The following is a 25,744-nucleotide window of genomic DNA, read 5'->3' as shown; positions in this document are numbered from 1 at the left end:
GCGACATGGACCACCGCTATAAGGAAACCAGCCTCGGCGGCCTTGCGGTAAACCTGCCGGAATGCTGAAGCCGATCCTCGCTGTTGCCCCAGCGGAATGCGCGAAGTCCGGCCGGGTGCCGCATGAGCAGGGACGCGGCTGCGCCCAGCTGGGTGTGATCGTCTGGCTGTGAAGTTTCGTACGAGCGAACCGCCGACATGCCGGCATCCCTACCCCGTGTTGCCGGGCTCGGTGCGGGCCGCTTCGTCGGGACATTCCGAACCATGGCCGCGCCAGGCCAAGAACGACCTCGAACTCGCGCGCAGGAATCACCAAGCGCGCCCACGGCGGTCTCCGGTTCGGCTCGGCGGATGTCGGCGATCCATGAAGGAACGCCACGCCGGGACGCCTCCTCCGAACAACCGTTGCGAAACGCTGTACACACTGCGCATAATAACTGTACCATTCTCCTCGGCAGCACGGTTCGAAGAAGAGGCCCGATATCTGTCCCATCGGACAGATCGGCACGACAGGGATCGCTATGAAGGGGAAGACGGCTCTCTACGAAACGTTGAAGCGTCGCATCCTGACGCTCGAACTGGCGCCCGACGAGGACCTCGACGAGCTCAGCCTCAGCGAAGAGTACGGCATCTCCCGCACGCCCGTGCGCGACGTCCTTCGCCAGCTCTCCGGGGAGGGATATGTCGACATTCGCGAGAACCGTGGTGCCCGCGTAATCCCTATGAACCACGCCACCTTGCGCGACTTCTTCCTCGTCGCGCCGATGATCTACGAGGCGGTCGGGCGCCTCGCCGTACAGAACTGGCGGCCGAAGCAGATGGGCGAACTCAAGGAATGCCAGGAGCGGTTCCGCGCGGCGGTGAAGGCACGCGAGCCCGAGATCATGGTGATGGAGAACACGCGCTTCCATGCGCTGGTCGGCGAGATGGCGAACAGCGCCTTCCTGAAGCCGACGCTCAGCAAGCTCCTGATCGACCACGCGCGGATCGGCTATACCTTTTTTCGCCCCACGAGTGATGAGATGGAGACGAGCCTCGCGCGCTCCTGCCAGCACCACGACGAGATGATCGCCGCCCTCGAGGAGCGCGACGAATCGGGCTTTGTGCGCCTCGTGTTCGACCACTGGTCGCTGTCGCGATGGAACATGGAGGCCTTCATCTCGCCCAAGGGCATTCATTCCGACGCCATGGCCAACCTGACGGGCGAGAAGCCCAAGAAATCTCCCAAGCCCAAGCGCGCTGCCTGAACGCGAGCGCCGGCCCGACGCGGTCGGGCTGCCGCGGCCGACGCGCCCATGGACCGTCGGGGGCGTGACGAGAGAAACGCCGCCGCGCGGGTGATGCGACGTGCCTTATGGAAGCGACGGCGCCTCTCATGCTGCGCTGCCCGGTGTCCCCCCTCCCCGATTCCAAGCCCGCCCATCAGGCTCACCAGGCCGGCCACGCGTCGTCGCGGATGCGGGCGAGGTCGAATGCCGTCCGGCACCGCCGCTCGAATGAGCAATTGCGCATTGTTTGTACGACAGATTGTGCATTTCTAGAATACATAAATTGTTGACGACGGTGTTTTCCCATGACATCGTCAGGTCATGCTTCGAGAGGGACGGGAGGCCTTCGACAAGCGAAATAGCGGCTCGGCCCGGCTGACTCCGGGTCTCTGCCGACTGCTGCACACCTCTCGAAATCGAAGATCTCGCCCGGCCCCGGCCGGCCGACCGGAATGGCGTGACGACGGAGACCTTGCGCATGCGGCGCTGCCACGAGGGCAGCGGCGGCCAGGTCCGGCGAGGCGCCCTGTCACGCGCAATTCCACCTCGCAACGCAAGGCGGCGACATCCATGGAAGCGACACCGTGAAGTTCGAAGGCATCTACACCCCGGCGGTCACGCCCTTCGCCAAGGACGGCTCGATCAACCGCGACGGCTTCGCCGCCGTCATCGACCATCTCGTGTCGGCGGGCGTGCACGGCATCATCGTCGGCGGCTCGACGGGCGAGTATTACGCCCAATCGACCGAGGAGCGTCGCGAGCTCGCCGAGTTCGCGGTGGACCTCGTGAAGGGCCGCACGGCGCTGATCATCGGCACCGGCGCGACCCGCACCGAGGACTCCGTCGCCTACGCCAAGCACGCAAGGGAGATCGGTGCCGACGCCCTTCTCGTCGCCTCGCCGCCTTACGCGCTGCCGACCGAGCTGGAGAACGCCGTCCATGCGCTGACCATCGACCGCGCCGCAGACCTGCCGATCATGCTCTACAACTATCCCGGCCGCACCGGGGTCATGATGGGCGAGACCTTCCTGTCCCGCGTCGGCCGCTCCAAGAATTTCCAGGCGATCAAGGAGAGTTCGGGCGACGTCAACCGCATCCATCTCCTCGCCCGCAACTATCCGCATATCGAGATGTCCTGCGGCATGGACGATCAGGCGCTCGAATTCTTCGCCTGGGGCTCGAAGAGCTGGGTCTGCGGCGGCTCGAACTTCCTCCCGAAGGAGCACATCGCGCTCTACGAGGCCTGCGTCCTCGAGAAGGACTTCACCAAGGGCCGCGCGATCATGATGGCGATGCTGCCGCTGATGGCCGTGCTCGAGAACGGCGGCAAGTTCGTCCAGTGCATCAAGTACGGCTGCGAGCTCGAAGGACTCGATGTCGGAGACGTGCGCGCGCCGCTGCGGCCGCTGAACGGCGAGGACAAGCGCAGCCTCGAGACCGTCGTCGCCACCGTCAAGCGCACGATCGCCGCCATCACCTCAAGGACCTGAACCATGAGCGACCTTCTGACGGCCGGCGAGTACAAGTCCATCGCCAAGGGCCTCGCCTTCCCGACCAATGCCTTCATCGACGGAGCCGCCCGCCCCGCGGCGTCGGGCAAGACGTTCAAGAGCACGAACCCTGCCACGGGCGAGACGCTCGCCGAGATCGCGGCCTGCGACGCGTCCGACGTCGACTTCGCGGTTCGGAAAGCGCGCGAGGCGTTCGAGGACGGCCGCTGGCGCCACCAGTCTCCGAACGAGCGCAAGCGCGTCCTTCTCGCCTTCGCCAAGCTCCTCGAGCGCAACCGGCATGAGCTCGCGGTCCTCGAGAGCCTCGACAGCGGCAAGCCCGTCGCCGAGTGCCAGACGATCGACGTGCCGGAGACGATCCACACGATCCGCTGGCATGCCGAGCTGATCGACAAGATCTACGACCATACCGCCCCGACGAGCACCAACACCGTCACGGCCCTCGTCGTGCGCGAGCCGATCGGCGTCGTCGGCTGCGTGCTGCCCTGGAACTTCCCGCTCCTGATGATGGCGTGGAAGATCGGCCCGGCGCTCGCTTCCGGCTGCTCGGTAATCGTCAAGCCCGCGAAGGAGACATCGCTGACGGCGATCCGGCTGGCGGAACTCGCCTTCGAGGCCGGCGTGCCCGCCGGTGTCCTCAACATCGTGACAGGCGGCGGCCGGGACGCCGGCCAGGCCATCGGCCTTCATCCCGACATCGACATGGTGAGCTTCACCGGCTCCACCGAAACGGGCAAGCTGTTCCTGCGCTACGCCGCCGACTCCAACTTGAAGCGCATCGTCCTCGAATGCGGCGGCAAGAATCCGGCCGTGGTCTTCGACGACGCTGAGGACCTCGACCTCGTCGCCGAGCAAGTGACCCTCGGCGCCTTCTGGAACATGGGCGAGAACTGCTCGGCCACGTCGCGCCTGATCGTTCATGCCGACGTCGCCGACGACCTCGTCGCCCGGATCAAGGCCTATATGCGCGAGTGGCGCATGGGGGACCCGCTCGATCCGACGAACCGCGTCGGCGCGCTGGTCAGCCAGGAGCACTGCGCCAAGGTGAAGTCCTATCTCGACGGCGTGCTGTCGGAGAAGCAGACGGTCGAGGCCGGCGGCAAGACGGATAAGGGCGCCTTCGTCGAGCCCACGCTGGTGTCGGGCGTCAAGGCCGACAGCACCCTCTTCCGCGAGGAGGTGTTCGGCCCGGTGCTGGCCGTCACGACCTTCCGCAGCGTCGGCGAAGCCGTCGCGCTCGCCAACGACACGCGCTACGGCCTCGCCGCCTCGGTCTATACGGCGAGCCTGAAGCGGGCGCTGAAGGTGGCGCGCGAGATCCGGGCCGGCACCGTGACGGTCAACTGCTTCGGCGAGGGCGACATCACGACGCCCTTCGGCGGCTACAAGGAGTCCGGCTTCGGCGGGCGCGACAAGTCGGTCTTCGCCCACGACCAGTATACCGAGCTGAAGACGATCTGGATCGACACGTCCGACCGCTCCGTCGACGAGACGGTGCGGTGAGCGAGCGGGCGGTCCGGCGGCTGCCAGTCGATACGGGGGCTTCGGGCTGGCTGGCCCTCAGCCGGCGCCTCGCCCCGATGCAGTCCCTCGACGGAGACCGCCATGCCGACTGGCTGGTGGTCGGCGCCGGATTCGCGGGCCTGTCCGCGGCCCGCCGGCTGACCCAGCAGCGTCCCGGAGAGAGCATCGTCGTCCTCGACGCTCGAGAGGTCGCCGAGGGTCCGGCCGGCCGCAATTCCGGCTTCATGATCGACCTGCCGCACAATCTGGCCTCCGGCGAATATTCGCCGGGCGACGCCGAGGAGTCGCGCCGCGAGATCGCGCATAACCGTTTGGCGATCGACTTCGCGACGCAGGCCGCCCGTGAATGCGACATGCCCCTTGCGGTCTTCAACCCGAGCGGCAAGACCAACGCGGCCTCGACGGCCCGTGGCGAGAAGCTGAACTCCGACTTCGCCCGCTCGCTGGAACGCATGGGCGAGCCGTTCGAGCGGCTCGACGCGCGAGCGATGCGCGAGCTGACCGGCTCCGACTACTACACGGGCGGTCTCCATACGCCCGGCGCGGTGATGATCCAGCCCGCCCGCTACATCCGCACGCTCGCCACTTCGCTGCGCCCGAAGGTCGAGATCTTCGAGAACTCGCCCGTCACCGGTCTTCGGCGCGAGGGGAAACTCTGGGCGGCGCGCACGCCGAAGGGCACCGTCCGGGCGCCCAAGGTCATCCTTGCGGTGAACGGACACATAGAGGATTTCGGCTTCTTCACCGGCCGGCTGATGCACGTCTTCACCTACGCCTCGATGACCAAGGGAATCGGTGCGGACGAGGCGGGCGCCGGGCGCACGGGGGCGCCAGCCTGGGGGCTTCTGCCAGCCGACCCGATGGGGGCGACGGTGCGCAAGATCACCGCCGACGGGCAGGAGCGGGTCGTGATCCGCACCCGCTTCACCTTCGATCCCGGCATCAAGGTCTCGCCGGAGCGCGTCGCGAAGATCGCGGGCGAGCAGCGGCATTCCTTCGATCGACGGTTCCCGCATCTCGGCGGTCTTCCGTTCGAGTTCAGTTGGGCGGGGCGCCTCTGCCTCAGCCTCAACCACGTGCCGGCCTTCGGCGAGGTCGAGGAGGACCTCTTCTCGGCCTGCTGCGAGAACGGCCTCGGCACGGTGAAGAGCACTCTCGCTGGGATGCTGGCGGTGGATCTCGCGACGGGCACGCGCTCGGCGACGCTGGACGAGTTCGTCGGCCAGGCGGCGCCCAAGCGCTTGCCGCCTGCGCCGCTCGCCTTCGTCGGCATCAACTCGGTCATCCGATGGCAGGAATTGCGCGCCGGCCGGGAAGGCTGATCCGCGCAGTGGAAATGGCAGTCTCTCCAACAGGAAAGGTCAAACAAATGAAGAGCACGATTACGGCAGCGCTCGGCGCGATCGCGATCCTTGGAATGGTCGTCATACCTGGTCACGCCGAGGAGGATAAGACCATCAAGATCGGCACCATGTCCTGGGAAGACCTGACGCCGATCACCGGCATCACCAAGGCCGTCCTCGAGAAGGCCGGCTATAAGGTCGAGGTCACGCCCTTCTCCGAATGGGGCATCGCCTACGCGGCACTCGTCAAAGGCGACACCGAGGTGATGGCCTCGCAGACCGACTACGTCGCGCAGGATTACTGGAACCGCAACAAGAGCCGCCTGGAGAAGATCTCCCCGGTCTCGCATGGCCTGTTTCAGGCGATCGCGGTCCCGAAATACGTCACCATCGACACGATGGAGGAACTGAACGCCAACGCCGACAAGTTCGGGGGCAAGATCGTCGGCATCGAGCCGGGTTCGGGCCTGATGAAGGATGCAGCCAACGCGGTCTCCGAATACGGTCTCAACCTCCAACTCGTCGAGGGCTCGACGGCCGCGATGACCGCGGCGCTCCAGTCCGCCACGGAGCGCAAGGACTGGATCGCCGTGACGCTCTGGGAGCCGTCCTGGATGGCCCAGAAATACGACATCAAGTGGCTGAAGGACGACAAGGGCGTCTTCCCGCCGCCGCAGTCCTACTACTGGATCGGCAAGGCCGGCTTTTCCGAGTCCCATCCGCACGCCCGTGAGCTGATGGCCAGCATCTACGTGCCGCTCGCCGACATCACCGCGATCAACGGCGAGGTGAAAGACGGCAAGACGATGGACCAAGCCGTGGCCGACTGGGTGTCCAGCCATGACGACCTGATCAAGCGTTGGACCAACATCAAGAAGTGATGCCGCCGTTCGGCGCGCCCGGTTGGAGCGCGCCGAATCCGCTGCTTCTCCGAGAAAGGAGCGACGCGATGCTGCAAGTGGTGTCCCCGATGACTCGATCCGAAGCCCGGAGCGCGCCTCCGCTCATCGACTGCCGCTCGGTTTGGAAAGTATTCGGAACGAGGGCCGAGAAAGCGATCCGCGCCATCTCCGAGCGCGGCATCGGCAAGACCGAGGTGCTCAAGGAGTTCGGCTGCGTCGTCGGCGTCGCCGACGTCAGCCTCACGTTGGAAAAGGGCGAGATCTTCTGCATCATGGGCCTGTCGGGATCGGGCAAGTCGACGCTGATCCGCCTTTTCAACCGCCTGATCGAGCCGAGCCTCGGGCAGATCCTAGTCCGCGGCACGGATATCGCCAAGATGACCGAGGCGCAGCTCCGCGAGGTCCGCGCAAAGCACGTCGGCATGGTGTTTCAGAATGTCGCCCTCCTGCCGGAGCGAAACGTGCTGGAGAACGCCGCCTTCGGACTCGAGGTGCGGAAGGTCGACAAGCCCACCCGTCTCGACGCCGCCCGCGCGGCGCTCGCCAAGGTCGGCCTCGCCGACTGGGCGGACCGTTTTCCCCGCGAACTGTCGGGCGGCATGCAGCAGCGCGTCGGTCTTGCCAGGGCCCTCGCCGCGGACCCCGAGATCATCCTGATGGACGAGCCGTTCTCAGCGCTCGACCCGCTGATCCGCCGCCAGTTGCAGGACGAGTTCCGCCAGCTCTCGAAGAACCTCGGCAAGTCCGCGATCTTCATCACCCACGACCTCGACGAGGCGATCCGCGTCGGTGACCGCATCGCCATCATGAAGGACGGCGCGATCGTCCAGGTCGGCACAGCCGAAGAGATCGTCCTCAATCCGGCCGACGACTACGTCGCCGATTTCGTCGCCGGCATCTCGCGCCTTCACCTCGTGAAGGCGCACTCGATGATGCATTCCGTGGATGCCTTCCGCGGCGCCCGCCCGGACATCGACGTCGGCACGCTGCCGACCGCGAGCGCCGAGGCCGACGTCGAAGCGCTGATCCGGATCGTCCTCGACGAGCGACGCGAAGCGATAGCCGTGCACGACGCGGGAGCGCTCGTCGGCGTCGTCACGCTCCGCAGCCTTCTCCAGGGTGTGAAGGGCAAGGACCTCAACGAGGCCATGGCGCTCTAGGCGCCCGCAAGTTCGAACCGGAGGCGCACGGGCATGGACCTCAGGCAACTCACCCAATCCTTCGACACGGCCGTCGACGATGGCCTGATCTGGCTTCAGGACAATGCGACCGGGCTCTTCGACGGACTGCGGGCGGTACTGGACGGTGTCTACGAGAGCGTCGAATGGTGCCTCGCGGCGCTGCCCTTCTGGGCCGTCGCAGCACTGGTTGGCCTCGTCGGCTGGCGAACGGTCGGCACCCGTTTCGGCGCCGCCGCCGCGATCGGCCTCGTTGTCTGTGCGGTCATGGGCCTCTGGCCGGAGACGATGGCGACGCTCGCTCTCGTTCTATCGGCCAGCCTCCTGGCGCTGGCGATCGCCATCCCCGCCGGAATCCTCGCCGGCTACAACCCGCGGCTGAACGATGCGCTGACGCCCGTCCTCGACATGATCCAGACCCTGCCGCCCTACATCTACCTCCTGCCGGCGATCGCGCTACTCGGCTTCGGTCCGGCGACGGCGCTGGCTGCAACGGTCATCGTGGCCGTTCCCCCGGCCCTGCGCCTGACCGCGCTCGGCATCCGCCAGACGCCGCTCAACTTTCTGGAGCTCGGGCGGGCCAGCGGCACCACATCCTTCGATCTCTTCGCCAAGATCCGCCTGCCATTCGCCATGCCAAGCATCATGGCGGGCGTGAACCAGTGCCTGATGATGGCCTTCGGTATGGTGGTCATTGCCGGCATCGTCGGCTCCGGGGGCCTCGGCGCCACGATCTACGACGCGGTCCGCACGCTCGACATCGGCAAGTCGATCGACGGCGGCATCGCCATCGTCATCCTCACCATGGTGCTCGACCGGATCACCGAAGGCGCCGTCCGGAAGCAGAAGGAAGCCGTCGCATGAACGGGATCGGCTTCACCCTCTCGCCGGGCTCCTACATCGCCCCGGTGTTCTCCTGGCTCAACACCAACTTCCATGGGTTCTTCGCTGTCATCTCGGCCGGGGTCGAAGGCGTGCTGGGCGCCGTTCTCTGGGTGCTGACGCTGCTGCCGGCCTGGGGCCTGATCGGGGTGGTTGCCGCAATGGCGTTCGTTCTGGCCAACTGGCGTGTCGCGCTGCTCGCCATCGCGACGCTCGGCTTCTGCTGGGCGATGAACCTCTGGGCGGCGTCGCTCCAGACCATCGCCCTGGTGCTCGTCGCCGTTACCGCCTCCGTCGCCATCGCGTTCCCGCTCGGCGTTTTCGCCGCCCGGCGACCGAAGGTCGAAGCCGCCTTCCGTCCGGTTCTCGACGTCATGCAGACCGTGCCGCCCTGGATCTACCTGATTCCCGCCGTGATGATCTTCAGCCTCGGACGCGTGCCGGCCCTCATCGCGACCGTCGTCTACGGCGTGCCGCCGATGCTGCGCCTCACTACGCTGGCGCTGAAGCAGGTGCCGAAGAACTTCCAGGAGCTCGGCGACGCGCTCGGCGCGCCACGCTCGACCGTCCTCTGGAAGATCGAGCTGCCGCTGGCCAAGCCCACGCTCCTCGTCGGCCTCAACCAGTGCATCCTCCTGTCGCTCGCCATCGTGGTCCTCGCCGGGCTCGTCGGAGCCGGGGGCCTCGGAGCCGAGGTGACGCGCGGCCTGACCCGCATGGAGATCGGCATCGGACTGCGGGCGGGCCTCTCGATCGTCGCCGTCGCCCTCCTCCTCGACCGCCTGTCGCGCGCCGCCCTCGACCGCTCGCCGCGCCGCGGTCTCGCCTGAAATTCCCTATGCAGGAACGCATCGCATGACCATCGAGCAACGGATCGGCATCATCGGCGGCAACGGCTGGCTCGGAAGCGCGATCGCCTCCGCCGCCGTCGACTCGGGCGCGGTCGACCCCGCCCGCCTCACCCTGTCCGGCCGGTCGGACCTTTCGACCTTCCCGGCCATTCCGGACGTCCACCGGACAAACTTGAATGCCGAGCTGGTCGAGCGCTCCGACGTCGTGATCCTGTCGGTCGGCCCGGCGCAGTTCGCGGACGTTCGGATCGACGCTGCGGGCAAGCTCGTCGTCTCCGTCATGGCCGGCATCACCGCCGCCCGGATCACTGAGCGGACCGGCGCCGCGGAGGTCGTGCGGACCATCCCGAACGCCGCGGCCGCTGTTCGCCGCTCGTTCACGCCCTGGTACGCGACCCCGCCGGTCAGCGCGTCGAACAAGGCGCTCGTGCAGGCGCTCTTCGAGGCTTGCGGCGAGGCGTCCGAGGTGCCGGAAGAAAGCCATATCGACTACTGCGTCGGCATGACGGGCTCTGGCGCGGCCTTCCCCGCCCTCCTCGCCGAGGCGATGATCGCCCATGCCGTCACCCATGGCCTGCCGCGCGCCTTCGCCGAGCGCGCGGCGGCTGGGGTCGTCGCCGGCGCCAGCCAGCTTCTCGCCCGGCCCGGCGCCGATGCGGCACGCATCGTTCAGGAGATGATCGACTACCGCGGCACCACGGCGGCGGCGCTCCTCGCCATGCGCGAGCGAGGCTTCGACGAGGCGGTGGCGGCGGGGCTCGCGGCGGCCTCCGCCAAGGCAGCCGCGATGAGCAAGGCCTGACGGGAGGAACGGAAGACATGGAAGCGGCCAGCACCCCGACCCGCCGCGACGCCGCGTTGCAGGCCTTCGTCACCCGCCTGCGCGAGGCTTTCGACGCGGCACGGACCGACCCGGAAAGCGACGCGGCGCTCGGCCGCATCTTCGGTGCCCTCGACACGGTCCATGCGGCGGGGACGACCGCGCCCCAGCGCCTGCCCGTCTGCGAACACATATCGACCGCCATCACCGGCGCGCAATCGGCCGAGCGTCCGTTCGCGGAACTCGCCGAAGCCTTCCGGGAGATCGAGCCCAGGCTTCGCTGGGCGCGGCGCGCGTCCGGCGGGCCGCATTCCAGCGACAACTGGCCGGACGGCCATGCCAACGCCACCATCCTCGGCGCAGGCGGGCTGGAGGACCGGCGGGACCTCGCCATCGGCGCCTCGTTGCTGGCGCCGAACGTCCGCTATCCCGACCACAACCACGGACCGGAAGAAGTCTACCTCGTCCTGTCGCCCGGCCGCTTCCAGCACGGCAAGTCCGGTTGGTTCGAGCCGGGCGTCGGCGGCACGCTCTACAACGAGCCGAACATCCGGCACGCGATGGCCTCCGACGCTGCGCCCCTCCTCGCCTTCTGGTGTCTCTGGATGGACAAGGCGAACTGAGGAGGTTTCCAGGGATCGCTTCCCGTTCGACGAGACCATGCGCCAGGCTCCCGGCTCCTCGCATCGAAACGAGAGCGGCACCTGCCCGCCATGACGTCACGCTTCTACCGGCTCCCCTCGCTCCACGCGCTCGCCACCTTCGAGGCGACCGCGCGGCACGCCAACCTGAAGGGGGCCGCCGACGAGCTCAACGTCACGCCCGGCGCGGTCAGCCGGCAGATCAAGGCGCTCGAGGAGGAGATCGGGGTGACGCTGTTCGCGCGCACCTCGTCGGGCCTCGTCCCGATACCCGAGGGAAGCGCCCTGCATTCGGTGCTGTCGGACCTCTTCAAGCAGGCCGCGGAGACGGTCGACGCCATCCGCACGGATCAGGGCCAGAGCCAAGTCACCCTCGCCTGCACCCATGCCTTCGCCAAGTTCTGGCTGATGCCGCGCATGGGCGACTTCTGGCGCCGGCACCCGGACATCTGCCTCAATCACTACATATCCGACGACAGCCGCGAGTTCCGGCGTAACGAGGTCGACCTCCGGGTCCGCTACGGGGCGGGGCCCTGGCAGCAGGAGACCGCCGAACTCCTCTTCGGCGACATCGTCTATCCCGTCGCCGCTCCGCGCCTGCTCGACCAGTACCCGCATGAAGCAGCCACGTCGACGGTCTTGGCCGCCTTCGACATGCGGGGGACGTTGAGCAGGCGGTTGCGGGCCGACAGGTCGAGGAGTTCGGTCCGAGCGCGCTCGAGCTTCGTCTGATGGGCAGGTCGCTCTGATAGATCGAGGCGGTCTCGGCATCAGACATCGGATGCTCACGTCACGGAAGTTCGGCCGACTAGAGCATTTCAGCGACTATACCGTGCGCACCCTGGATCAAGGACGCGGCTTTCCAGCGCCTCGAGTCGGTCGAGCGCGATATCGGTTCGCTGTCGGAGTACGAGGCACGTACGGAGGCCGAGATCGCCTACCTTCAGCACCCTACGCTCGGGCTCGTCAACATCGAGCAGAATACGATCATTAAGGTCTTGCCGATCGCCGCCGTTCTGTTTCTGCCGCCGACGCTGGTCGGGACGATCTATGGAATGAACTTCGAGCCCATCCCGAACCTGTCCTGGCGCATCGGCTATCCCATGCCCCTCGGCATGATGATCGTCTCGGCCGCGTGGTGGTTTCGGCGCAAGTGCTGGCTAGATCAGTCAACTCTGAGCGGCTTGGACATCTTCTGGAGGAAAGTATCGACCCCTTTCAGATCAACGTCGATTTGTCTGGTCGTGACGAATAGCAGACGTTCCTTACTCGTCCCGAACGATCCTGACGTGGAAGCAGTTGTTCCGTGCTGACCGCACATCGACGAAGCTGATGTCGTCACGAGTGAAAAGCTCCAAGGCGTAGATCGGAATGAGGTCCGTTGGCACGATGCGGCCAGTCCCGTAGCGTATCCGAAAGTCCGGACCGTAGCCTTTCAGGAGGTAGTCAGAACTCGACCCGAGAATGGGCGGCAGGTTTTGGCCCTTCCACGGTTCACATGCCGCCTCGCAAAGAAAAATAGGACCGGTCTCGGCGTAAGGCTGAGGCTCGGGAAACGGACGGTGGGCGAGCACGAGCATGCCGGTTCCTTCCGGAATGAAGTTCAGACAATGCCGGCAAGGGTTATCCTGTCCTACGGACGAGACCCGCTCTGGCTGTCGCCCATAGGCATCCAAGCCACCGGAACGAAGGGATTGAACGAGTTCGGTGAGAAGAGGCTGATACTTGATCGCTGGCATCGGAAGCTCCTTTCCCAGAAGAGCAGCATGATGTGATCGTTGGGAGCCACCCGATTTTCCGCATTGGCAGCTATATGGCTTTTCAAGCGGTGAGCGGACCGTCGCCTTTCCACCCAATCCGGATATTCGGTACATTCCGGTTCAACTGCGGTATCGCAGCGCGTCGACGACGAGCGTGAAGGCGGCCGAGGGCTGTCGGCGGCTGGGATAGTAGAGGTAGTAGCCTGGGAACGGGTCGCACCAATCCCGCAGGACGCTGACGAGTTCGCCGGACGCCACGAAGGGCTCGACGTAGTCGGCAGGAAGGTAGGCGAGCCCAAGTCCTTCGAGCGCGCCGAGCCGTGCCAACGCGTTCGAGTTGACGAGGAGTTGCCCCTCAACGCGCACGTTGAGGGATCGCCCCGCCTTCTCGAACTCCCAGACGGCCCAGCCGCTCGTCACCGTGTAGCGCAGATTGATGCAGTTGTGCCGGGCGAGATCGTGCGGCGTCGAGGGTGGCGCGCAGTTAGCGAAGTAACCGGGCGAGCCGACGATCGCCATGCGCAGGTCGGGCGAGATGCGCACCGCCACCATGTCCTGCGCCACCGTCTCGCCGAGGCGCACGCCCGCGTCGAAGCGCTCGGCGACGATGTCGACGAAGCCGGCGTTGACGCTCACCTCGACCTTCAGGTCCGCGTAGTCCGGCAGGAGCTTGGCGACCGCCGGCAGGATGATGCCTTCCGCCGGCGTGTCGCCGACCGTGATGCGCACGGTGCCCGCCGGCTTGTCGCGAAGGTCCGTCAGCGCCGCGAGCCCGGCCTCGATCCCATCGAAGTGGCTGGCGACCGACCGAAGGAGGCGCTCGCCCGCTTCCGTGGTCGAGACGCTGCGGGTCGTGCGGTTAAGAAGCCGGAGGCCGAGCCGCGCCTCCAGCTCGCGCACGGTCTGGCTGAGGGCGGGCTGCGAGACGCCCATCGCCTTGGCGGCCCGCGTGAAGCTCCCCGCCCGGGCGACCGCCAGGAAGGCGATGAGGTCGCCGACGTCCTCCCGCTTCATTGATAACCCCTGCCTATGACACCAAGCGAGATCTAGCGGCTAATCGGACAGCCGGACAGGGCCTAGCTTCACCCTCGAAGCCTGGGGCCAGGGTCGCGATACGCGCGGCTCACCCCTCGGAAGCCACCATGGAGCCCTGTCTCATGCACGCGACGATCCTATCCCTTTCCCTCCTTCTCGCCTCCGCCCCGATGGTGGTCCTGCCCGACCGCCAGGCCTTCGCGCAGGACATGTCGAACGGCGCCGACAACTTCTACCGCAGCGACGCCGTGACCCTTGAGAAGGTGTCGTTCCGCAACAAGCTCGGCATGCAGGTCGTCGGCAATCTCTTCGTGCCGAAGACTCTCGACAGGTCCATCGCGGCACCCGCGATCATCGTCGGCCACCCGATGGGCGCGGTGAAGGAGCAGAGTTCCAACCTCTACGCCCAGAAGCTCGCCGAAGAAGGCTTCGTCACCCTCTCCTTCGACCTCCCTTTCTGGGGCGAGAGCGAGGGCCAGCCGCGCAACGCCGTGGTGCCCGAACTCTATGCCGACGCCTTCAGCGCGGCGACGGACTTCCTGTCGACGCGCGCCGAGGTGAACGCCGAGGCGATCGGCGTGCTCGGCATCTGCGGCAGCGGCTCCTTCGCGCTCAGCGCCGCATCGATCGACCCGCGCATGAAGGCGATCGCGACGGTCTCGATGTACGACATGGGCGCCGCGAGCCGCGACGGCCTCCGCAACGGCGTCTCGCTCGACCAGCGGCGCGAGATGATGGCGGGCGCTGTCAAGCAGCGCATGGCCGAGTTCACCGGCGGGCCGATCGCCTATACCGGCGGCACGACGACGGAGCTGACCGCCGACACCCATCCGATCCAGCGCGAGTTCTACGACTTCTACCGCACGCCGCGGGGCGAGTTCACCCCGCCGGGCCAGCCGGAAATCCCGACGACCCAGCCGACGCTCGCCTCGAACACCGCCTTCATGAACTTCTACCCCTTCGCCGCCATCGAGACGATCTCGCCGCGCCCGCTTCTCTTCATCGCCGGCGAGAACGCCCACTCGATCGAGTTCAGCGAGGACGCCTACCAGCTCGCCGCCGAGCCGAAGGAACTGGTGATCGTGCCGAACGCAGGCCACGTCGACCTCTACGACCGGACCGCCCTCATCCCCTTCGGCAAGCTCGCCGAGTTCTTCCGCGGCAACCTGAGCTGACGCAACGGCCGAGCCCCATCCCGCAACGAAGACGCGTCGTGCCAGGAGCTTTGTTCCCGACACGGCGCATGGATCTCCGGACCATTCGCATGTCGACCATCACAGCATCCGCCGTTCCCAATCGAGACGCTGCGGCGCCGGGCGCCTGGAGTGCTGTCCTCGCCCTCTCGCTCTGCGTGGCGACCTTGATCGCCTCGGAGTTCATGCCCGTCAGCCTCCTGTCGCCGATCGCCGCCGATCTCCATCTCACCGAAGGTCAGGCGGGGCAGGCCATCTCCGTGTCCGGGGCCTTCGCCGTCCTGGCGAGCCTGTTCTCCGCCAGCCTGACGCGCGGGGTCGACCGCCGCCATGTCGTGCTCGGCTTCACCGCTCTTCTCGTCGTCTCCGGGCTCACGGTGTGTCTTGCGCCGAACCAGGCCGTCCTGATGGGCGGGCGCGCCCTTCTCGGCATCGCCATCGGCGGCTTCTGGTCGATGTCGACGGCGATCGTCATGCGCCTCCTGCCACGCGATCTCGTGCCGCAGGGTCTGGCGTTCCTGAACGCCGGCAACGCCATCGCCGCCACGGTCTCGGCACCGCTCGGCAGCTTCCTCGGAGCCTCGGTCGGCTGGCGATGGGCCTTCTTCCTCGTCGTGCCGCTGGCGGTCGTCGCCTTCGTCTGGCAGTGGATGCGACTGCCGTCCCTTCCCGCCCGGAACACGGGGACGGGCGTGGCGTCGGTGTTCGGCCTGCTGGCACGGCCGTCGGTCACCCTCGGCATGGCCGGAATCCTAATGCTGTTCGCGGGTCAGTTCGCCCTGTTCACCTATCTGCGGCCGTTCCTGGAGGGTGTCACCCACCTCGATATCGCGACCCTCTCGTCCATGCTTCTCGCCATGGGGCTGGCGGGCGTCGCGGGGACCTGGACGATCGGGCGCCTGCTGAGGACCCGTCTGTTCGGCCTCCTGATCGCGATCCCGCTTGCCATGGCCGCGGTCGCCGTAGCCTTGATGGCAGTTGGTGCCCATGCCGTCCCGACCGCTTTCCTGCTCGTCGCCTGGGGCTTCTTCGGCACGGCGGCTCCGGTCGGATGGGGAACCTGGCTCGCCCGCACCCTGCCCGACGAGGCCGAGGCCGGCGGCGGCTTGCAGGTCGCCGTCATCCAGCTCGCCATCACCGCCGGAGCGGCCTCGGGCGGGTTCCTGTTCGACGCCCTCGGGTGGCAGGCGAGTTTCGGCCTCGCCGCGACCCTGCTTTGCCTGTCGGCGTTCTTCGCCGCGCTGGCATGGCGCAGCGCTGGAAGCGTCCAACCATGAGGCCGGCACGCACGACGATCCGCCGGCGAGCGCTTCTCGGCGCCCTTCTCGCCGTTCCCGTCCTCGCCCGTCCGGCCTTCGCCCAGAGTAGGCATGATCCCGCCAGCCAGGAGCCGACCGACATGCGAATCCGCTTCACGTTCGCCGACCGATCCCTCGACGCGGTCCTCACCGACAACCCGACGGCCCGCGACCTCGTCACGCTCCTGCCGCTGGAACTCACCATCGAGGATTACTCGACCAACGAGAAGATCGTCCGCCTGCCGCGCAACTTGAGCGAGGAGGCCAGCGGCCCCTTCGGCAACGAGGCGGCGGGCGACCTCTGCTACTACGCGCCCTGGGGCAACCTCGCCCTGTTCCATGCCGGCTACCGCTACTCGCGCAGCCTGATCCGGCTTGGACGGTTCGAGGCGGGTTACGACGCGCTCCTGACGCGGGGCGAGTTCCCGGTCAGTGTCGAGCGGGCCGGCTGACGACCGGCCCGCCCTCGCGGACGGCCTTCAGCCGCCGGCATACTGCTCGTCGCTGACGAGTTCCATCCAGTCCGCGTTCTTGCCGTCCTTGATGTAGGTAACCGCGATGTGGCTCATGGCGTTGGTGTCGGTCGCGCCGTGCCAGTGCTTGATGCCCGCGGGGATCCAGACGACGTCGCCGGACGCGATCTCCTGGCGGACCTCGCCCGCGCGCTGAACCCAGCCGCGGCCGGCGGTGACGATCAGCATCTGGCCGGCCGGATGGGCATGCCAGGCGGTTCGGGCCTTCGGCGCAAAGGACACGAGACCCGAGGCGGCGGGCGTCTCGACCCCGGACGGAACGAGCGGATCCACGACGACGTGCCCCGAGAAGGTCTGCGCGCTCGCGATGGCCGAGGGGCTTGAGCCGCTCGGGAAGACCTGGATCTCCTCTGCCCCGGCGGCGGTAGCGCCCGCGAGCGACAGCGAGGCGGCAATCAACGTGTTCTTCATGACGATTCCTTTCGGGATGCAGTGGAAAGGCGCGAGCTGGGCGCAGTGCGCGAGCCCCGCCTCAGTTCGGACGGTTCTCGATGACGTCCTTGACGACCGGCCCGGCGGAAAAGGCGTTCGGCCAGCCCGCGTAGAAGGCGATCTGCGTGACGACCTCGCCGGTCTCCTCCTTCGTCAGGCCGTTGTCGAGGGCGCGGTCCAGGTGCCCCGCGAGCTGGGCGACCTGCCCGTTGGCCATGAGCGACGTGATCGTCACGAGGCTGCGATCGCGCGGGGTGAGGCCCGGCCGCAGCCAGACATCGGCGAACAGCGGGTCGGTGGTGAACTGGTCGAGCCCTGGGGACGCAGTCCCGAGAAGCCGTTCGACGCTCGCCCGCCGCGTCCGCTCGGCCTCCTCGTCGATCGCCCGCAACTCCGGCGAGGCCTCGGGCAGTTCGGAGGGATCTACGCCGCGCGCGGTAAAGACGTCCTTCGCAACGGCCACTGCGGCCATGGCGTTCGGCCAGCCGGCATAGAAGGCCAGATGCGTGACCGCCTCGGACAGTTCGCCGGGACTGACGCCGCTGTCCAGGGCGACGTTCAGGTGGTGCGCCAGATCCGTCGTCTGGCTGCGCGCGATGAGGATCGACGCGGTGACGAGGCTCCGGTCCCGTCGCGAGAGCTGCGGACGGTCCCACAGTCTGCGGATGTCCTCCTTCCCATAGCGGGCCAAGGCAGGCGAGACCGCCTGGATATCCGCACTCGAGAGGGTGGAGACGCTGCCGGACGGCAACGCTGCGGACGTGGTCTCTTGAGCCATGGCGGCCGTTCCGAGCGAGAGGGACAGGAGGGAAGCGGAAAGGAGATTCATAGGGTCGACCTTTCGGGCTGGCCGGAGCCGGTGGGGATCCACGGGCAGCTTCCGGCATCGCTGCCGACGAGACCCGTGTTGGTCCTTCCGAAAGCTAGGCCGTGCCCGTGCCGTCGATTAGACAGCCCAATCCGCACGAGGTTATAGATCACATCGATGAATGGACGGGACGATCTCGGCGACCTGAAAGCCTTCCTCGCGGTCGCGCAGGAGCGCAGCTTCACGCGGGCGGCCGCCAAGCTCGGCATCTCGCAGCCGACGCTGAGCTATACGATCCGCCAGCTCGAGGCGCGGGTCGGCGTCCGCCTGCTGGCGCGCACCACCCGCAGCGTCGCCCCGACGGATGCCGGCGAGCGCCTGCTCCGGACGGTCGGCCCGCTCTACGAGGGTATCGTCGCCGGCATGAATGCCCTCGGCGAGTTTCGCGACAAGCCGGCCGGCACGATCCGGATCACCGCCGACGAGCACGCGGTCGACGCGGTGCTCGCGCCGGCCCTGGAGCGGCTCCTGCCGGACTATCCCGACATCAAGGTCGAGATCACCACCGACTTCGGGCTGACCGACATCGTCGCCGAGCGCTTCGACGCGGGCGTGCGCATCGGCGAACAGGTGGCCCAGGACATGATCGCGGTGCCGATCGGGCCCGAGATGCGAATGATCGTCGTGGCCGCGCCCTCGTACTTCGCCGCACATCCCGAGCCGCAGCGGCCGCAGGATCTTCTGGAGCACAACTGCATCAACCTGCGCCTGCCGACCCATGGCGGACTCTACGCCTGGGAGTTCGAGAAGGACGGCCGCGAGCTGCGGGTCCGGGTCGACGGCCAGCTCGTCTTCAACAGCTCCAAGCCCCGGCTTCGCGCCGTCCTGGCGGGGCTCGGCATCGCCTATCTGCCCGAGGCTATGGTTCGTCCCCACCTGAACGAGGGACGACTGGTGCAGGTGCTGGACGAGTGGTGCGCGCCGTTTCCGGGCTACCACCTCTACTATCCGAGCCGAAGGCTGTCCTCACCCGCCTTCCAGATCCTCGTGGAGGCGCTGCGCTATCGCGGGTGACGGTTTCGGTCGGATCATTTTCGCCCAGGCTCTTACGCAAGACTGCCCGATCGCTTTCCATCCGGTGCCTCTCAAGACGATCCCATCGAACCGAACGCTCGAAGGTGTTCGCTTTCCCTACTCGCTGAAGGCTGCCGGGCGATCTTCAGCACGGTCTGGGACGGTGAGAGAACCACCCGACCCAACCGATAAGCCCGAGTCATCGGAGGCGAGGAAGCGGTCTGACCGGTTCCGGCTCTCTGTGGGCATGGTGCCGCTGACCGCCTGCATCCGGTTTCATGCTATACCGGATGGGTCCAGACGAACGACAGGACGTGCAACCGTCGCATACTGGAAAGGGGGAGGAGCAGGATGACTGACAAGCAGGTCGTCGTGGAAGCCGAGGTCGCCGCATCGGCGGCACAATCATGGGATGCCTATACGTCGCCCGACCGCATCACGCAGTGGAACTTCGCCTCCGATGACTGGCAATGCCCGACCGCGAGCGTCGATCTGCGCGAAGGAGGCAGGTTCAGCTCCCGCATGGAAGCCAAGGACGGAAGTGCGGGCTTCGACTTCTCTGGGACCTATACGAAACTCGTTCCAAACGAGCGGATCGAGTACGAATTTGGTGGTCGGCGGGCGACTGTCAGCTTCACACCGCATGGTGATCGCACCCATGTCCGGGTAGCGTTCGACCCCGAAGCCGAACATTCGGTCGATCAGCAGCGTAGCGGCTGGCAGGCCATTCTCGACAACTTCGCCAAGCACGTCGGCGCAACGTCGGCGCGCGGATAGCCGTCCGCAGGAGCAGTTGTCTTCAACGACTGCTTTCCATCAGAATCGGAAAGGTTTTCCGATCCCTTTGCTGACGCCATGATCATATCTGATCATGGCATGCCGGGCGCGGCCGACGAGCGCCTTCTATCCTCCCATCACACCATGACGCGGGAGGAGAAGACCGATGGCCCAGTGGATCGAGGCGTGCGGCGCCGACGACATCGACGAGGAGGACGTGGTCCGCTTCGACCATGGCGCGCGGACCTTTGCGATCTACCGCAGCCCGGACGACCGCTACTTCGCCACCGACGGCATCTGCACCCACGAGAAGGTGCATCTCGCCGACGGGCTCGTCGTCGAGCACACGATCGAGTGCCCGAAGCACAACGGGCGCTTCGACTATCGCACGGGCGAGGCCCGCGGCGCGCCCGTCTGCGTCAACCTGCGGACCTACCCGGTGAAGGTGGAGGCGGGGAAGGTCTTCCTCGAGGTCGAATGAGCGCGTCCGAGCGGGGGATGGTCATCGTCGGCGCCGGGGAATGCGGCGTGCGCGCCGCCTTCGCGCTCCGCGAGGCGGGCTACGAGGGCCCGGTGCATCTGGTCGGCGATGAGCTTCACCTGCCCTACGAGCGGCCGCCGCTGTCGAAGGCTTCCGACGACGGTCTGTCGCTGAAGGTCATTCGCGACGAGCAGGCCTTCCGCGACCACGCGATCCGACACATGCGCGGCCAGGCCGTCGCCCGGATCGACCGGGACGCGCGCCAGGTCGAGTTCGCCGACGGGACGCGTCTCGGCTACGACGCGCTGCTCCTTGCCACGGGGGCACGGGCTCGGCGCCTGCCGATGGCGGCGGGCCTCTCCCGCGTCCATACCCTGCGCTCCTACGACGACGCCCTTGCCATGAGCGCACGCCTTCGGCCAGGCGGCCGCGTGACGGTGGTCGGGGGCGGGTTCATCGGGCTGGAGTTCGCGGCCCTGGCACGCGGACGCGGCGTCGCGGTGACGCTGCTCGAGGCCGCGCCCCGGCTCCTGATGCGCGCCGTCCCCGCAGAGGTCGCGGAAGCCGTGCAGGCCCTCCACGAGACGAACGGCGTCGATCTGCGCATCGGCGCAGCGATCTCGGGCATGACCGAGGATGCGGACGCGGTTCACATCGGGTTCACCGACGGAACGTTTCTTTCGGCCGACGCCGCCCTCGTCGGCATCGGGGCGGAGCCGGCGACCGAGCTGGCATCCGCGGCGGGTCTCGTCGTCGAGAACGGCATCCGCGTCGACCGGAACCTGCGCATGTCGGACCCCTCGATCTTCGCCGCGGGCGACTGCTGCTCGTTCCCGCTCGGGCAGGACGGAACCCATGTCCGGCTCGAGTCCTGGCGCAACGCGCAGGAGCAGGGCGAACTCGCCGCCCGCAACATGCTCGGTCACGGCGTCGAGCACAGCGCGGTCCCATGGTTCTGGTCCGACCAGTACGACCACACGCTCCAGATCGCGGGGATGGCGACCGGCACGGCGCGCACCGTCCGGCGCGAGATCGGCGACGGCGCGTTCCTCCTGTTCCACCTGGCCAAGTCCGGCCGGCTCGTCGCGGTCAGCGGCTTCAGCCCCGGCATCGTCCGCGAGGTCGGGGCCGGCGTGACCTATGTCGAGCCGGGCGACACGTCATCCCGCTCTACATACCCGAATGCCGCCAGTGCGAATCCTGCCTGTCCGGCAAGACCAACCTCTGCACCGCGATCCGGGCGACACAGGGCAAGGGCGTAATGCCCGACGGCACGACCCGCTTCTCCTACAAGGGGAAGCCGATCTTCCACTACATGGGTTGCTCGACCTTCTCGAACTTCACCGTCCTGCCCGAGATCGCGGTCGCCAAGATCCGCAGGGACGCACCCTTCCGCACCACCTGTTACTGCGGCTGCGGCGAGACGACGGGCGTCGGCGGGGTCACCAAGACCGCCAAGGTCGAGCCAGGCTCGAACGTCGTCGTCTTCGGCCTCGGGGGCATACGTAATCCAGGGCGCCCGGATGGTCGGGGCGGATAAGATCGTCGGCGTCGACCTCAATAACGACACAGCTTGTGTCAGATGTCGAGATTGGCCACCTGCAGGGCATTGTCCTGGATGAATTCGCGGCGCGGTTCCACCTCGTCGCCCATCAGGCGGGAGAAGAGCTGGTCGGCATCCGTCGCGTCCTGGATCTTCACCTGCAGCAGCGAGCGCACCTCCGGGTCGAGCGTCGTTTCCCAGAGCTGCTCCGGGTCCATCTCGCCGAGTCCCTTATAGCGCTGAAGCGACAGGCCCTTGCGGCCGACCTCGAAGACGGCGCTCAGGAGATCGCTCGGCCCGGCGAGCCGCATTTCCTCGTCCTTGCGCCGCATCAAGGGCGTGCCGGCATAGACTTCGCCGAGGCGGGTGGCGAGGCGGTTCAACGCCAGCGCATCGGCCGAATGGATGAGGCCGGCATCGAGCACCTGCACCTCGGTGACGCCGCGCACCTCGCGCAGGAGGCGATAGCCGCCCTCCTCCGTCGCCTCGCCGCGCCAGGGCCCGTCGCCCTCCTCGGCGAAGGCGTCGAGGCGGGTCGCGATCTGCGCCGCGAGCTCCGTCGCGCGGACCGGGTCCTCGGCCATGGCCGGGCTCAGCGCGCCGACCACCGCCGCCTGCTCGACCAGCCGCCGGTCGTAGCGCGAATGGAGACCGGAAAGGATCGAGCGCAGGGCGAGCGCGTCGTCGACGACGACGCGAAGGTCGCGGCCGACCCGCACCTCGCCGGAGGCGAGCGTCAGCACGAGATCCTCGAGGCCGCCCTCGATCAGATAGTTGTCGAGCGCCTTCTCGTTCTTCAGATATTGCGACTGCTTGCCCCGCGTCACCTTAAACAGCGGCGGCTGGGCGATATAGACATAGCCGCGTTCGATCAGCTCCGGCATCTGCCGGAAGAAGAAGGTGAGCAGCAGCGTGCGGATATGGGCGCCGTCGACATCGGCGTCCGTCATGATGATGATCTTGTGATAGCGGACCTTGTCCGGGTTGAACTCGTCCTTGCCGATCGAGGTGCCGAGCGCGGTGATCAGCGTGCCGACCTGGTCGGAGGAGAGCATGCGGTCGAAGCGGGCCCTCTCGACATTCAGGATCTTGCCGCGCAACGGCAGGATCGCCTGGTTCTGGCGCGAGCGCGCGCCCTTGGCCGAGCCGCCGGCGGAATCGCCCTCGACCAGGAAGATCTCGGACTTCGCCGGATCGCGCTCCTGGCAATCGGCGAGCTTGCCGGGCAGCGAGGTGATGTCGAGCGCGCCCTTGCGCCGCGTCAGCTCGCGCGCCTTCCTCGCCGCCTCGCGAGCGGCGGCGGCCTCCACCACCTTGGCGACGACGACCCGCGCCTCCTGCGGATGTTCCTCGAACCACTGGCCGAGCTTCTCGTTGACGAGGCTTTCCACCACCGGGCGCACCTCGGAAGAGACGAGCTTGTCTTTGGTCTGCGAGGAGAATTTCGGATCGGGCACCTTCACCGACAGGACGCAGGACAGGCCCTCGCGGCAATCGTCGCCCGTCGGCTGCACCTTCTCCTTCTTCAGGATGCCGGAATTCTCGGCATAGCCGATCACCTGGCGCGTCAGCGCGCCGCGAAAGCCCGCCATATGCGTGCCGCCGTCGCGCTGCGGAATGTTGTTGGTGAAGCAGAGCACCGTGTCCTGATAGGCGTCGTTCCACCAGAGCGCCGCCTCGACGGTAATGCCGTCGCGCTCGCCATGGATGACGATCGGGGCGCCGATCAGGGGTTTGCGCGCCCGGTCGAGATAGCGGACGAAGGCTTCGAGGCCGCCCTCGTAGAACAGCTCGACCCGCTTCTCGTCGGCGGGCCGGCGATCGGTGAGGACGATGAGGACGCCGGAATTGAGGAAGGCCAGCTCGCGCAGCCGATGCTCCAGCACGGAGAACTCGAACTCCGTGCGGGTGAAGGTCTCGGACGAGGGCATGAAGGTGATGGCCGTGCCCGTCTCGTCGCCGGCCTCGCCCGTCTCCGCCAGCGGCGCGTCCGGCACGCCATGGGTGAAGCTCATCTCGTGGATCCGGCCCTTGCGCCGGATCTTCATCTTCAGCCAGACCGACAGGGCGTTTACCACCGAGACGCCGACGCCGTGCAACCCGCCGGACACCTTGTAGGAATTCTGGTCGAACTTGCCGCCGGCATGGAGCTGGGTCATGATGACCTCGGCCGCCGAGACGCCTTCGGAGGAATGGATGTCGGTCGGGATGCCGCGCCCGTTGTCGGTCACGGTGCAGGAGCCGTCGGCATTCAAGGTGACGGTGACGCGCGTCGCATGGCCGGCCAGCGCCTCGTCGATGGCGTTGTCCACCACCTCGTAGACCATGTGGTGGAGGCCGGACCCGTCGTCGGTATCGCCGATATACATGCCGGGACGCTTGCGGACGGCGTCCAGCCCCTTCAGAACCTTGATCGAATCGGCGCCGTATTCGGCGCCGGCGCCGAGGTTCGGTTGTTCTGCAGCTGACATGAAATTCCCTGGCTGACCGGGTCCGGAAGACGCAAGTCGCGAAGACCCGACGACCGCCCGAATATAATGGCGGAATGCAGGAAATCCAAGCATTTCCGGGCCAGGGCCCCGCATGCCGGCCGCCGGCCCCGATCGCCCGGAACCCATCCTCCTTCCGCCCGGTTGCGCGGAGGAATTCTTCTCCCGGAGCCGTTCGATGATCCGCCTCGCCGCCCTCGCCGCCCTTCTCGCCCTTGCCGGCTGCAACACGCCCTATCCCGATCAGGGCAACCTGTTCCTTTCGCCAGAAGCCTCGGTCTCCGCCAACCGCGCGCCGCGCGGCTCGCGCGCCTTCTGCGAGACCTATGCCCGCCAGACGCAGGACAATTACTACGAATCCAACAGCGACGACGATTCCGGCTTCGGCCCGAACGCCTTTGTCTATCGCCAGGCGCAGGCGGCGGGCGATGCCGCCTATCGCCGCTGCCTCGCCGGCCGCACCGGCTGAAGGCGGCGTTCCGCTTCAGATCGCCAGATAGCGCGAGGGATCGGCATCGCCCGGCACGATGCGCTGGATCGCCTTCGGCTCGCCCTCCTGGCCGAAGCGCCGGAGAAAGGCGGTGCGGATCATTTCCGGCATGCGATGCTGCGCCTCGGCGACGCGCGAGGGATCGACACGGCTGCGCACCACCACGACCTGCGCGTCACCGGTCAGCTGGTCGAGCGAGGCAGTGACCTCGCCGACGCCCGGCCCCTCGTCGGGCGGCGCCAGCGTTTCGATCAGAAGCTCGCGCGCCGCGCCGTAGTCGAGGTCGCGCGGCAGGCTGACCGACCAGGCGACGAGCCGGCGCTCGGCGCGCGAATGGTTGCGCAGCCAGACGTTCCAGAGCGCCGAGTTCGGCGCGAAGACGAAGACGCCGTCATAGGTCTCGAGATGGCAGACGAAGAGGCCGATCTCGCGCACCGTGCCGGCGAAGTTCTGCGCCTCGACATAGTCGCCGATGCGGAACGGGCGCAGCCAGAGCAGCATGATGCCGGCGGCGATGTTGGTGAGCGTGCCCTGCAGCGCGAGGCCGATGGCGAGGCCAGCGGCGCCGAGCACCGCGAGGAGCGAGGTCATCTGCACGCCGACCTGCCCAAGGGCGACGAGCAGCGCCAGGATGATCACCACGTAGCGGACGATCGCGGCGAGCGGGCCGACCACCGTCGGATCGACATGGGTCGCCCGGTGGAAGGCGCCGGCGACGAGGCGCGCCAGCCAGCCGGCGATGACGAAGCCGGCGACCAGAATCAGGATGGCGACCAGGAGATTGGGAAGGAAGGCCGCGATCTGCGCGGCGAGCGTGCGGAAGAATTGCTGCGAGGCCTCGATCGTCTGCGTCGGCATGAATGTCCTCGAATGCGGCGGTCCCTGGCGAACGCGGCCCGGCTGGCGCCGTTC

The 25,744-nt window shown here is 67.3% G+C and carries 25 protein-coding genes and 2 pseudogenes; 21 read left to right on the top strand and 6 right to left on the bottom strand.

Annotated features, from left to right (window positions below):
- Positions 1-514: 514 nt before the first annotated feature.
- From IEY14_RS23565 to IEY14_RS26350, 12 genes are all read left to right on the top strand, one after another.
- Positions 515-1,246 (top strand): GntR family transcriptional regulator, encoded by a 732-nt coding sequence (locus IEY14_RS23565; protein ID WP_210318564.1) that lies wholly within the window; start codon positions 515-517, stop codon positions 1,244-1,246.
- A gap of 605 nt (positions 1,247-1,851) precedes the next feature.
- Positions 1,852-2,757 (top strand): dihydrodipicolinate synthase family protein, encoded by a 906-nt coding sequence (locus IEY14_RS23560; RefSeq protein ID WP_188912915.1) that lies wholly within the window; start codon positions 1,852-1,854, stop codon positions 2,755-2,757.
- Positions 2,758-2,760: 3 nt separating this feature from the next.
- Positions 2,761-4,281: an aldehyde dehydrogenase gene (locus tag IEY14_RS23555; RefSeq protein ID WP_188912912.1), complete on the top strand. Its 1,521-nt coding sequence runs from the start codon at positions 2,761-2,763 to the stop codon at positions 4,279-4,281.
- A complete protein-coding gene (locus IEY14_RS23550) occupies positions 4,278-5,624 on the top strand; it encodes an NAD(P)/FAD-dependent oxidoreductase (protein WP_188912910.1) in 1,347 nt (448 codons plus the stop codon). The genes IEY14_RS23555 and IEY14_RS23550 overlap by 4 nt, the downstream gene beginning before the upstream one ends.
- Positions 5,625-5,671: 47 nt before the next feature.
- Entirely contained in the window at positions 5,672-6,526 is an 855-nt protein-coding gene (locus tag IEY14_RS23545) for a glycine betaine ABC transporter substrate-binding protein (RefSeq protein ID WP_188912908.1), read from the top strand.
- Between the two features lie 89 nt (positions 6,527-6,615).
- On the top strand, positions 6,616-7,707 hold the full coding sequence (locus IEY14_RS23540) for a quaternary amine ABC transporter ATP-binding protein (RefSeq protein ID WP_188912943.1): 1,092 nt from the start codon (positions 6,616-6,618) through the stop codon (positions 7,705-7,707).
- 33 nt (positions 7,708-7,740) lie between these two features.
- Positions 7,741-8,589 (top strand): ABC transporter permease, encoded by an 849-nt coding sequence (locus IEY14_RS23535; protein ID WP_188912906.1) that lies wholly within the window; start codon positions 7,741-7,743, stop codon positions 8,587-8,589.
- Positions 8,586-9,437, top strand: a complete 852-nt coding sequence (locus IEY14_RS23530; protein WP_188912903.1) for an ABC transporter permease — start codon at positions 8,586-8,588, stop codon at positions 9,435-9,437. The genes IEY14_RS23535 and IEY14_RS23530 overlap by 4 nt, the downstream gene beginning before the upstream one ends.
- A 25-nt stretch (positions 9,438-9,462) precedes the next feature.
- Positions 9,463-10,260, top strand: coding sequence for a pyrroline-5-carboxylate reductase family protein (locus IEY14_RS23525; RefSeq protein WP_188912901.1), 798 nt, complete (start codon positions 9,463-9,465; stop codon positions 10,258-10,260).
- Positions 10,261-10,277: 17 nt separating this feature from the next.
- On the top strand, positions 10,278-10,901 hold the full coding sequence (locus IEY14_RS23520; protein WP_188912900.1) for a dimethylsulfonioproprionate lyase family protein: 624 nt from the start codon (positions 10,278-10,280) through the stop codon (positions 10,899-10,901).
- Between the two features lie 90 nt (positions 10,902-10,991).
- Complete coding sequence (locus IEY14_RS23515; protein ID WP_188912898.1) at positions 10,992-11,651, top strand: LysR family transcriptional regulator; 660 nt, start codon at positions 10,992-10,994, stop codon at positions 11,649-11,651.
- An 83-nt stretch (positions 11,652-11,734) separates the two neighbouring features.
- On the top strand, positions 11,735-12,232 hold the full coding sequence (locus IEY14_RS26350) for a CorA family divalent cation transporter (protein ID WP_188912941.1): 498 nt from the start codon (positions 11,735-11,737) through the stop codon (positions 12,230-12,232).
- Here IEY14_RS26350 and IEY14_RS23505 read toward each other — a convergent pair.
- Entirely contained in the window at positions 12,185-12,658 is a 474-nt protein-coding gene (locus IEY14_RS23505) for a DUF1203 domain-containing protein (RefSeq protein WP_188912896.1), read from the bottom strand. The genes IEY14_RS26350 and IEY14_RS23505 overlap by 48 nt on opposite strands.
- Before the next feature lie 141 nt (positions 12,659-12,799).
- Positions 12,800-13,693: a LysR family transcriptional regulator gene (locus IEY14_RS23500; protein ID WP_188912894.1), complete on the bottom strand. Its 894-nt coding sequence runs from the start codon at positions 13,691-13,693 to the stop codon at positions 12,800-12,802.
- A gap of 128 nt (positions 13,694-13,821) precedes the next feature.
- Between IEY14_RS23500 and IEY14_RS23495 the strand changes: the two genes are divergently transcribed.
- The 3 genes from IEY14_RS23495 (at position 13,822) to IEY14_RS23485 (ending at position 16,657) form a co-directional block, all read left to right on the top strand.
- A complete protein-coding gene (locus IEY14_RS23495; RefSeq protein ID WP_210318560.1) occupies positions 13,822-14,889 on the top strand; it encodes an alpha/beta hydrolase in 1,068 nt (355 codons plus the stop codon).
- Positions 14,890-14,978: 89 nt separating this feature from the next.
- Positions 14,979-16,184 carry an MFS transporter gene (locus IEY14_RS23490; RefSeq protein ID WP_188912890.1) on the top strand — a complete coding sequence of 402 codons (1,206 nt, stop codon included), beginning with the start codon at positions 14,979-14,981 and terminating at the stop codon, positions 16,182-16,184.
- Complete coding sequence (locus IEY14_RS23485) at positions 16,181-16,657, top strand: cyclophilin-like fold protein (protein WP_188912888.1); 477 nt, start codon at positions 16,181-16,183, stop codon at positions 16,655-16,657. The genes IEY14_RS23490 and IEY14_RS23485 overlap by 4 nt, the downstream gene beginning before the upstream one ends.
- 27 nt (positions 16,658-16,684) lie before the next feature.
- Here IEY14_RS23485 and IEY14_RS23480 read toward each other — a convergent pair whose 3' ends face one another.
- Positions 16,685-17,149 (bottom strand): (R)-mandelonitrile lyase, encoded by a 465-nt coding sequence (locus IEY14_RS23480; RefSeq protein ID WP_188912885.1) that lies wholly within the window; start codon positions 17,147-17,149, stop codon positions 16,685-16,687.
- 61 nt (positions 17,150-17,210) lie between these two features.
- Entirely contained in the window at positions 17,211-17,999 is a 789-nt protein-coding gene (locus tag IEY14_RS23475) for a carboxymuconolactone decarboxylase family protein (RefSeq protein ID WP_188912884.1), read from the bottom strand.
- A 156-nt stretch (positions 18,000-18,155) separates the two neighbouring features.
- On the opposite strand from IEY14_RS23475, the gene IEY14_RS23470 reads away from it, so the two are divergent.
- The 5 genes and pseudogenes from IEY14_RS23470 to IEY14_RS26040 all read left to right on the top strand — a co-directional run.
- Positions 18,156-19,052 carry a LysR family transcriptional regulator gene (locus IEY14_RS23470; protein WP_188912883.1) on the top strand — a complete coding sequence of 299 codons (897 nt, stop codon included), beginning with the start codon at positions 18,156-18,158 and terminating at the stop codon, positions 19,050-19,052.
- Positions 19,053-19,403: 351 nt separating this feature from the next.
- Complete coding sequence (locus IEY14_RS23465; protein ID WP_188912882.1) at positions 19,404-19,829, top strand: SRPBCC domain-containing protein; 426 nt, start codon at positions 19,404-19,406, stop codon at positions 19,827-19,829.
- 166 nt (positions 19,830-19,995) lie between these two features.
- The gene (locus IEY14_RS23460; RefSeq protein ID WP_188912881.1) at positions 19,996-20,310 is read left to right on the top strand and encodes a MocE family 2Fe-2S type ferredoxin; all 315 of its coding nucleotides are present in this window, start codon (positions 19,996-19,998) and stop codon (positions 20,308-20,310) included.
- Positions 20,307-21,194, top strand: a pseudogene (locus IEY14_RS23455) (NAD(P)/FAD-dependent oxidoreductase); the annotation flags it as partial. The gene IEY14_RS23460 and the pseudogene IEY14_RS23455, both read left to right, overlap by 4 nt.
- A 30-nt stretch (positions 21,195-21,224) precedes the next feature.
- Positions 21,225-21,875 (top strand): annotated as a pseudogene (locus IEY14_RS26040) (oxidoreductase C-terminal domain-containing protein); the annotation flags it as partial.
- A 13-nt stretch (positions 21,876-21,888) separates the two neighbouring features.
- Here the strand turns inward: IEY14_RS26040 and gyrB are convergent.
- The gene (gene gyrB, locus IEY14_RS23445) at positions 21,889-24,324 is read right to left on the bottom strand and encodes a DNA topoisomerase (ATP-hydrolyzing) subunit B (RefSeq protein ID WP_188912878.1); all 2,436 of its coding nucleotides are present in this window, start codon (positions 24,322-24,324) and stop codon (positions 21,889-21,891) included.
- A gap of 196 nt (positions 24,325-24,520) precedes the next feature.
- Between gyrB and IEY14_RS23440 the strand changes: the two genes are divergently transcribed.
- Positions 24,521-24,811 carry a hypothetical protein gene (locus IEY14_RS23440; RefSeq protein ID WP_188912877.1) on the top strand — a complete coding sequence of 97 codons (291 nt, stop codon included), beginning with the start codon at positions 24,521-24,523 and terminating at the stop codon, positions 24,809-24,811.
- A 15-nt stretch (positions 24,812-24,826) separates the two neighbouring features.
- On the opposite strand, the gene IEY14_RS23435 is transcribed toward IEY14_RS23440, so the two are convergent.
- Positions 24,827-25,690, bottom strand: coding sequence for a mechanosensitive ion channel family protein (locus tag IEY14_RS23435; RefSeq protein WP_188912876.1), 864 nt, complete (start codon positions 25,688-25,690; stop codon positions 24,827-24,829).
- Positions 25,691-25,744: the final 54 nt, after the last annotated feature.

This window comes from Aureimonas endophytica (assembly GCF_014642635.1).
GTDB lineage: Bacteria > Pseudomonadota > Alphaproteobacteria > Rhizobiales > Rhizobiaceae > Plantimonas > Plantimonas endophytica.
The sequence above is the reverse complement of the archived record's forward strand: the minus strand, read 5'-3'. Positions and strand labels throughout refer to the sequence as shown.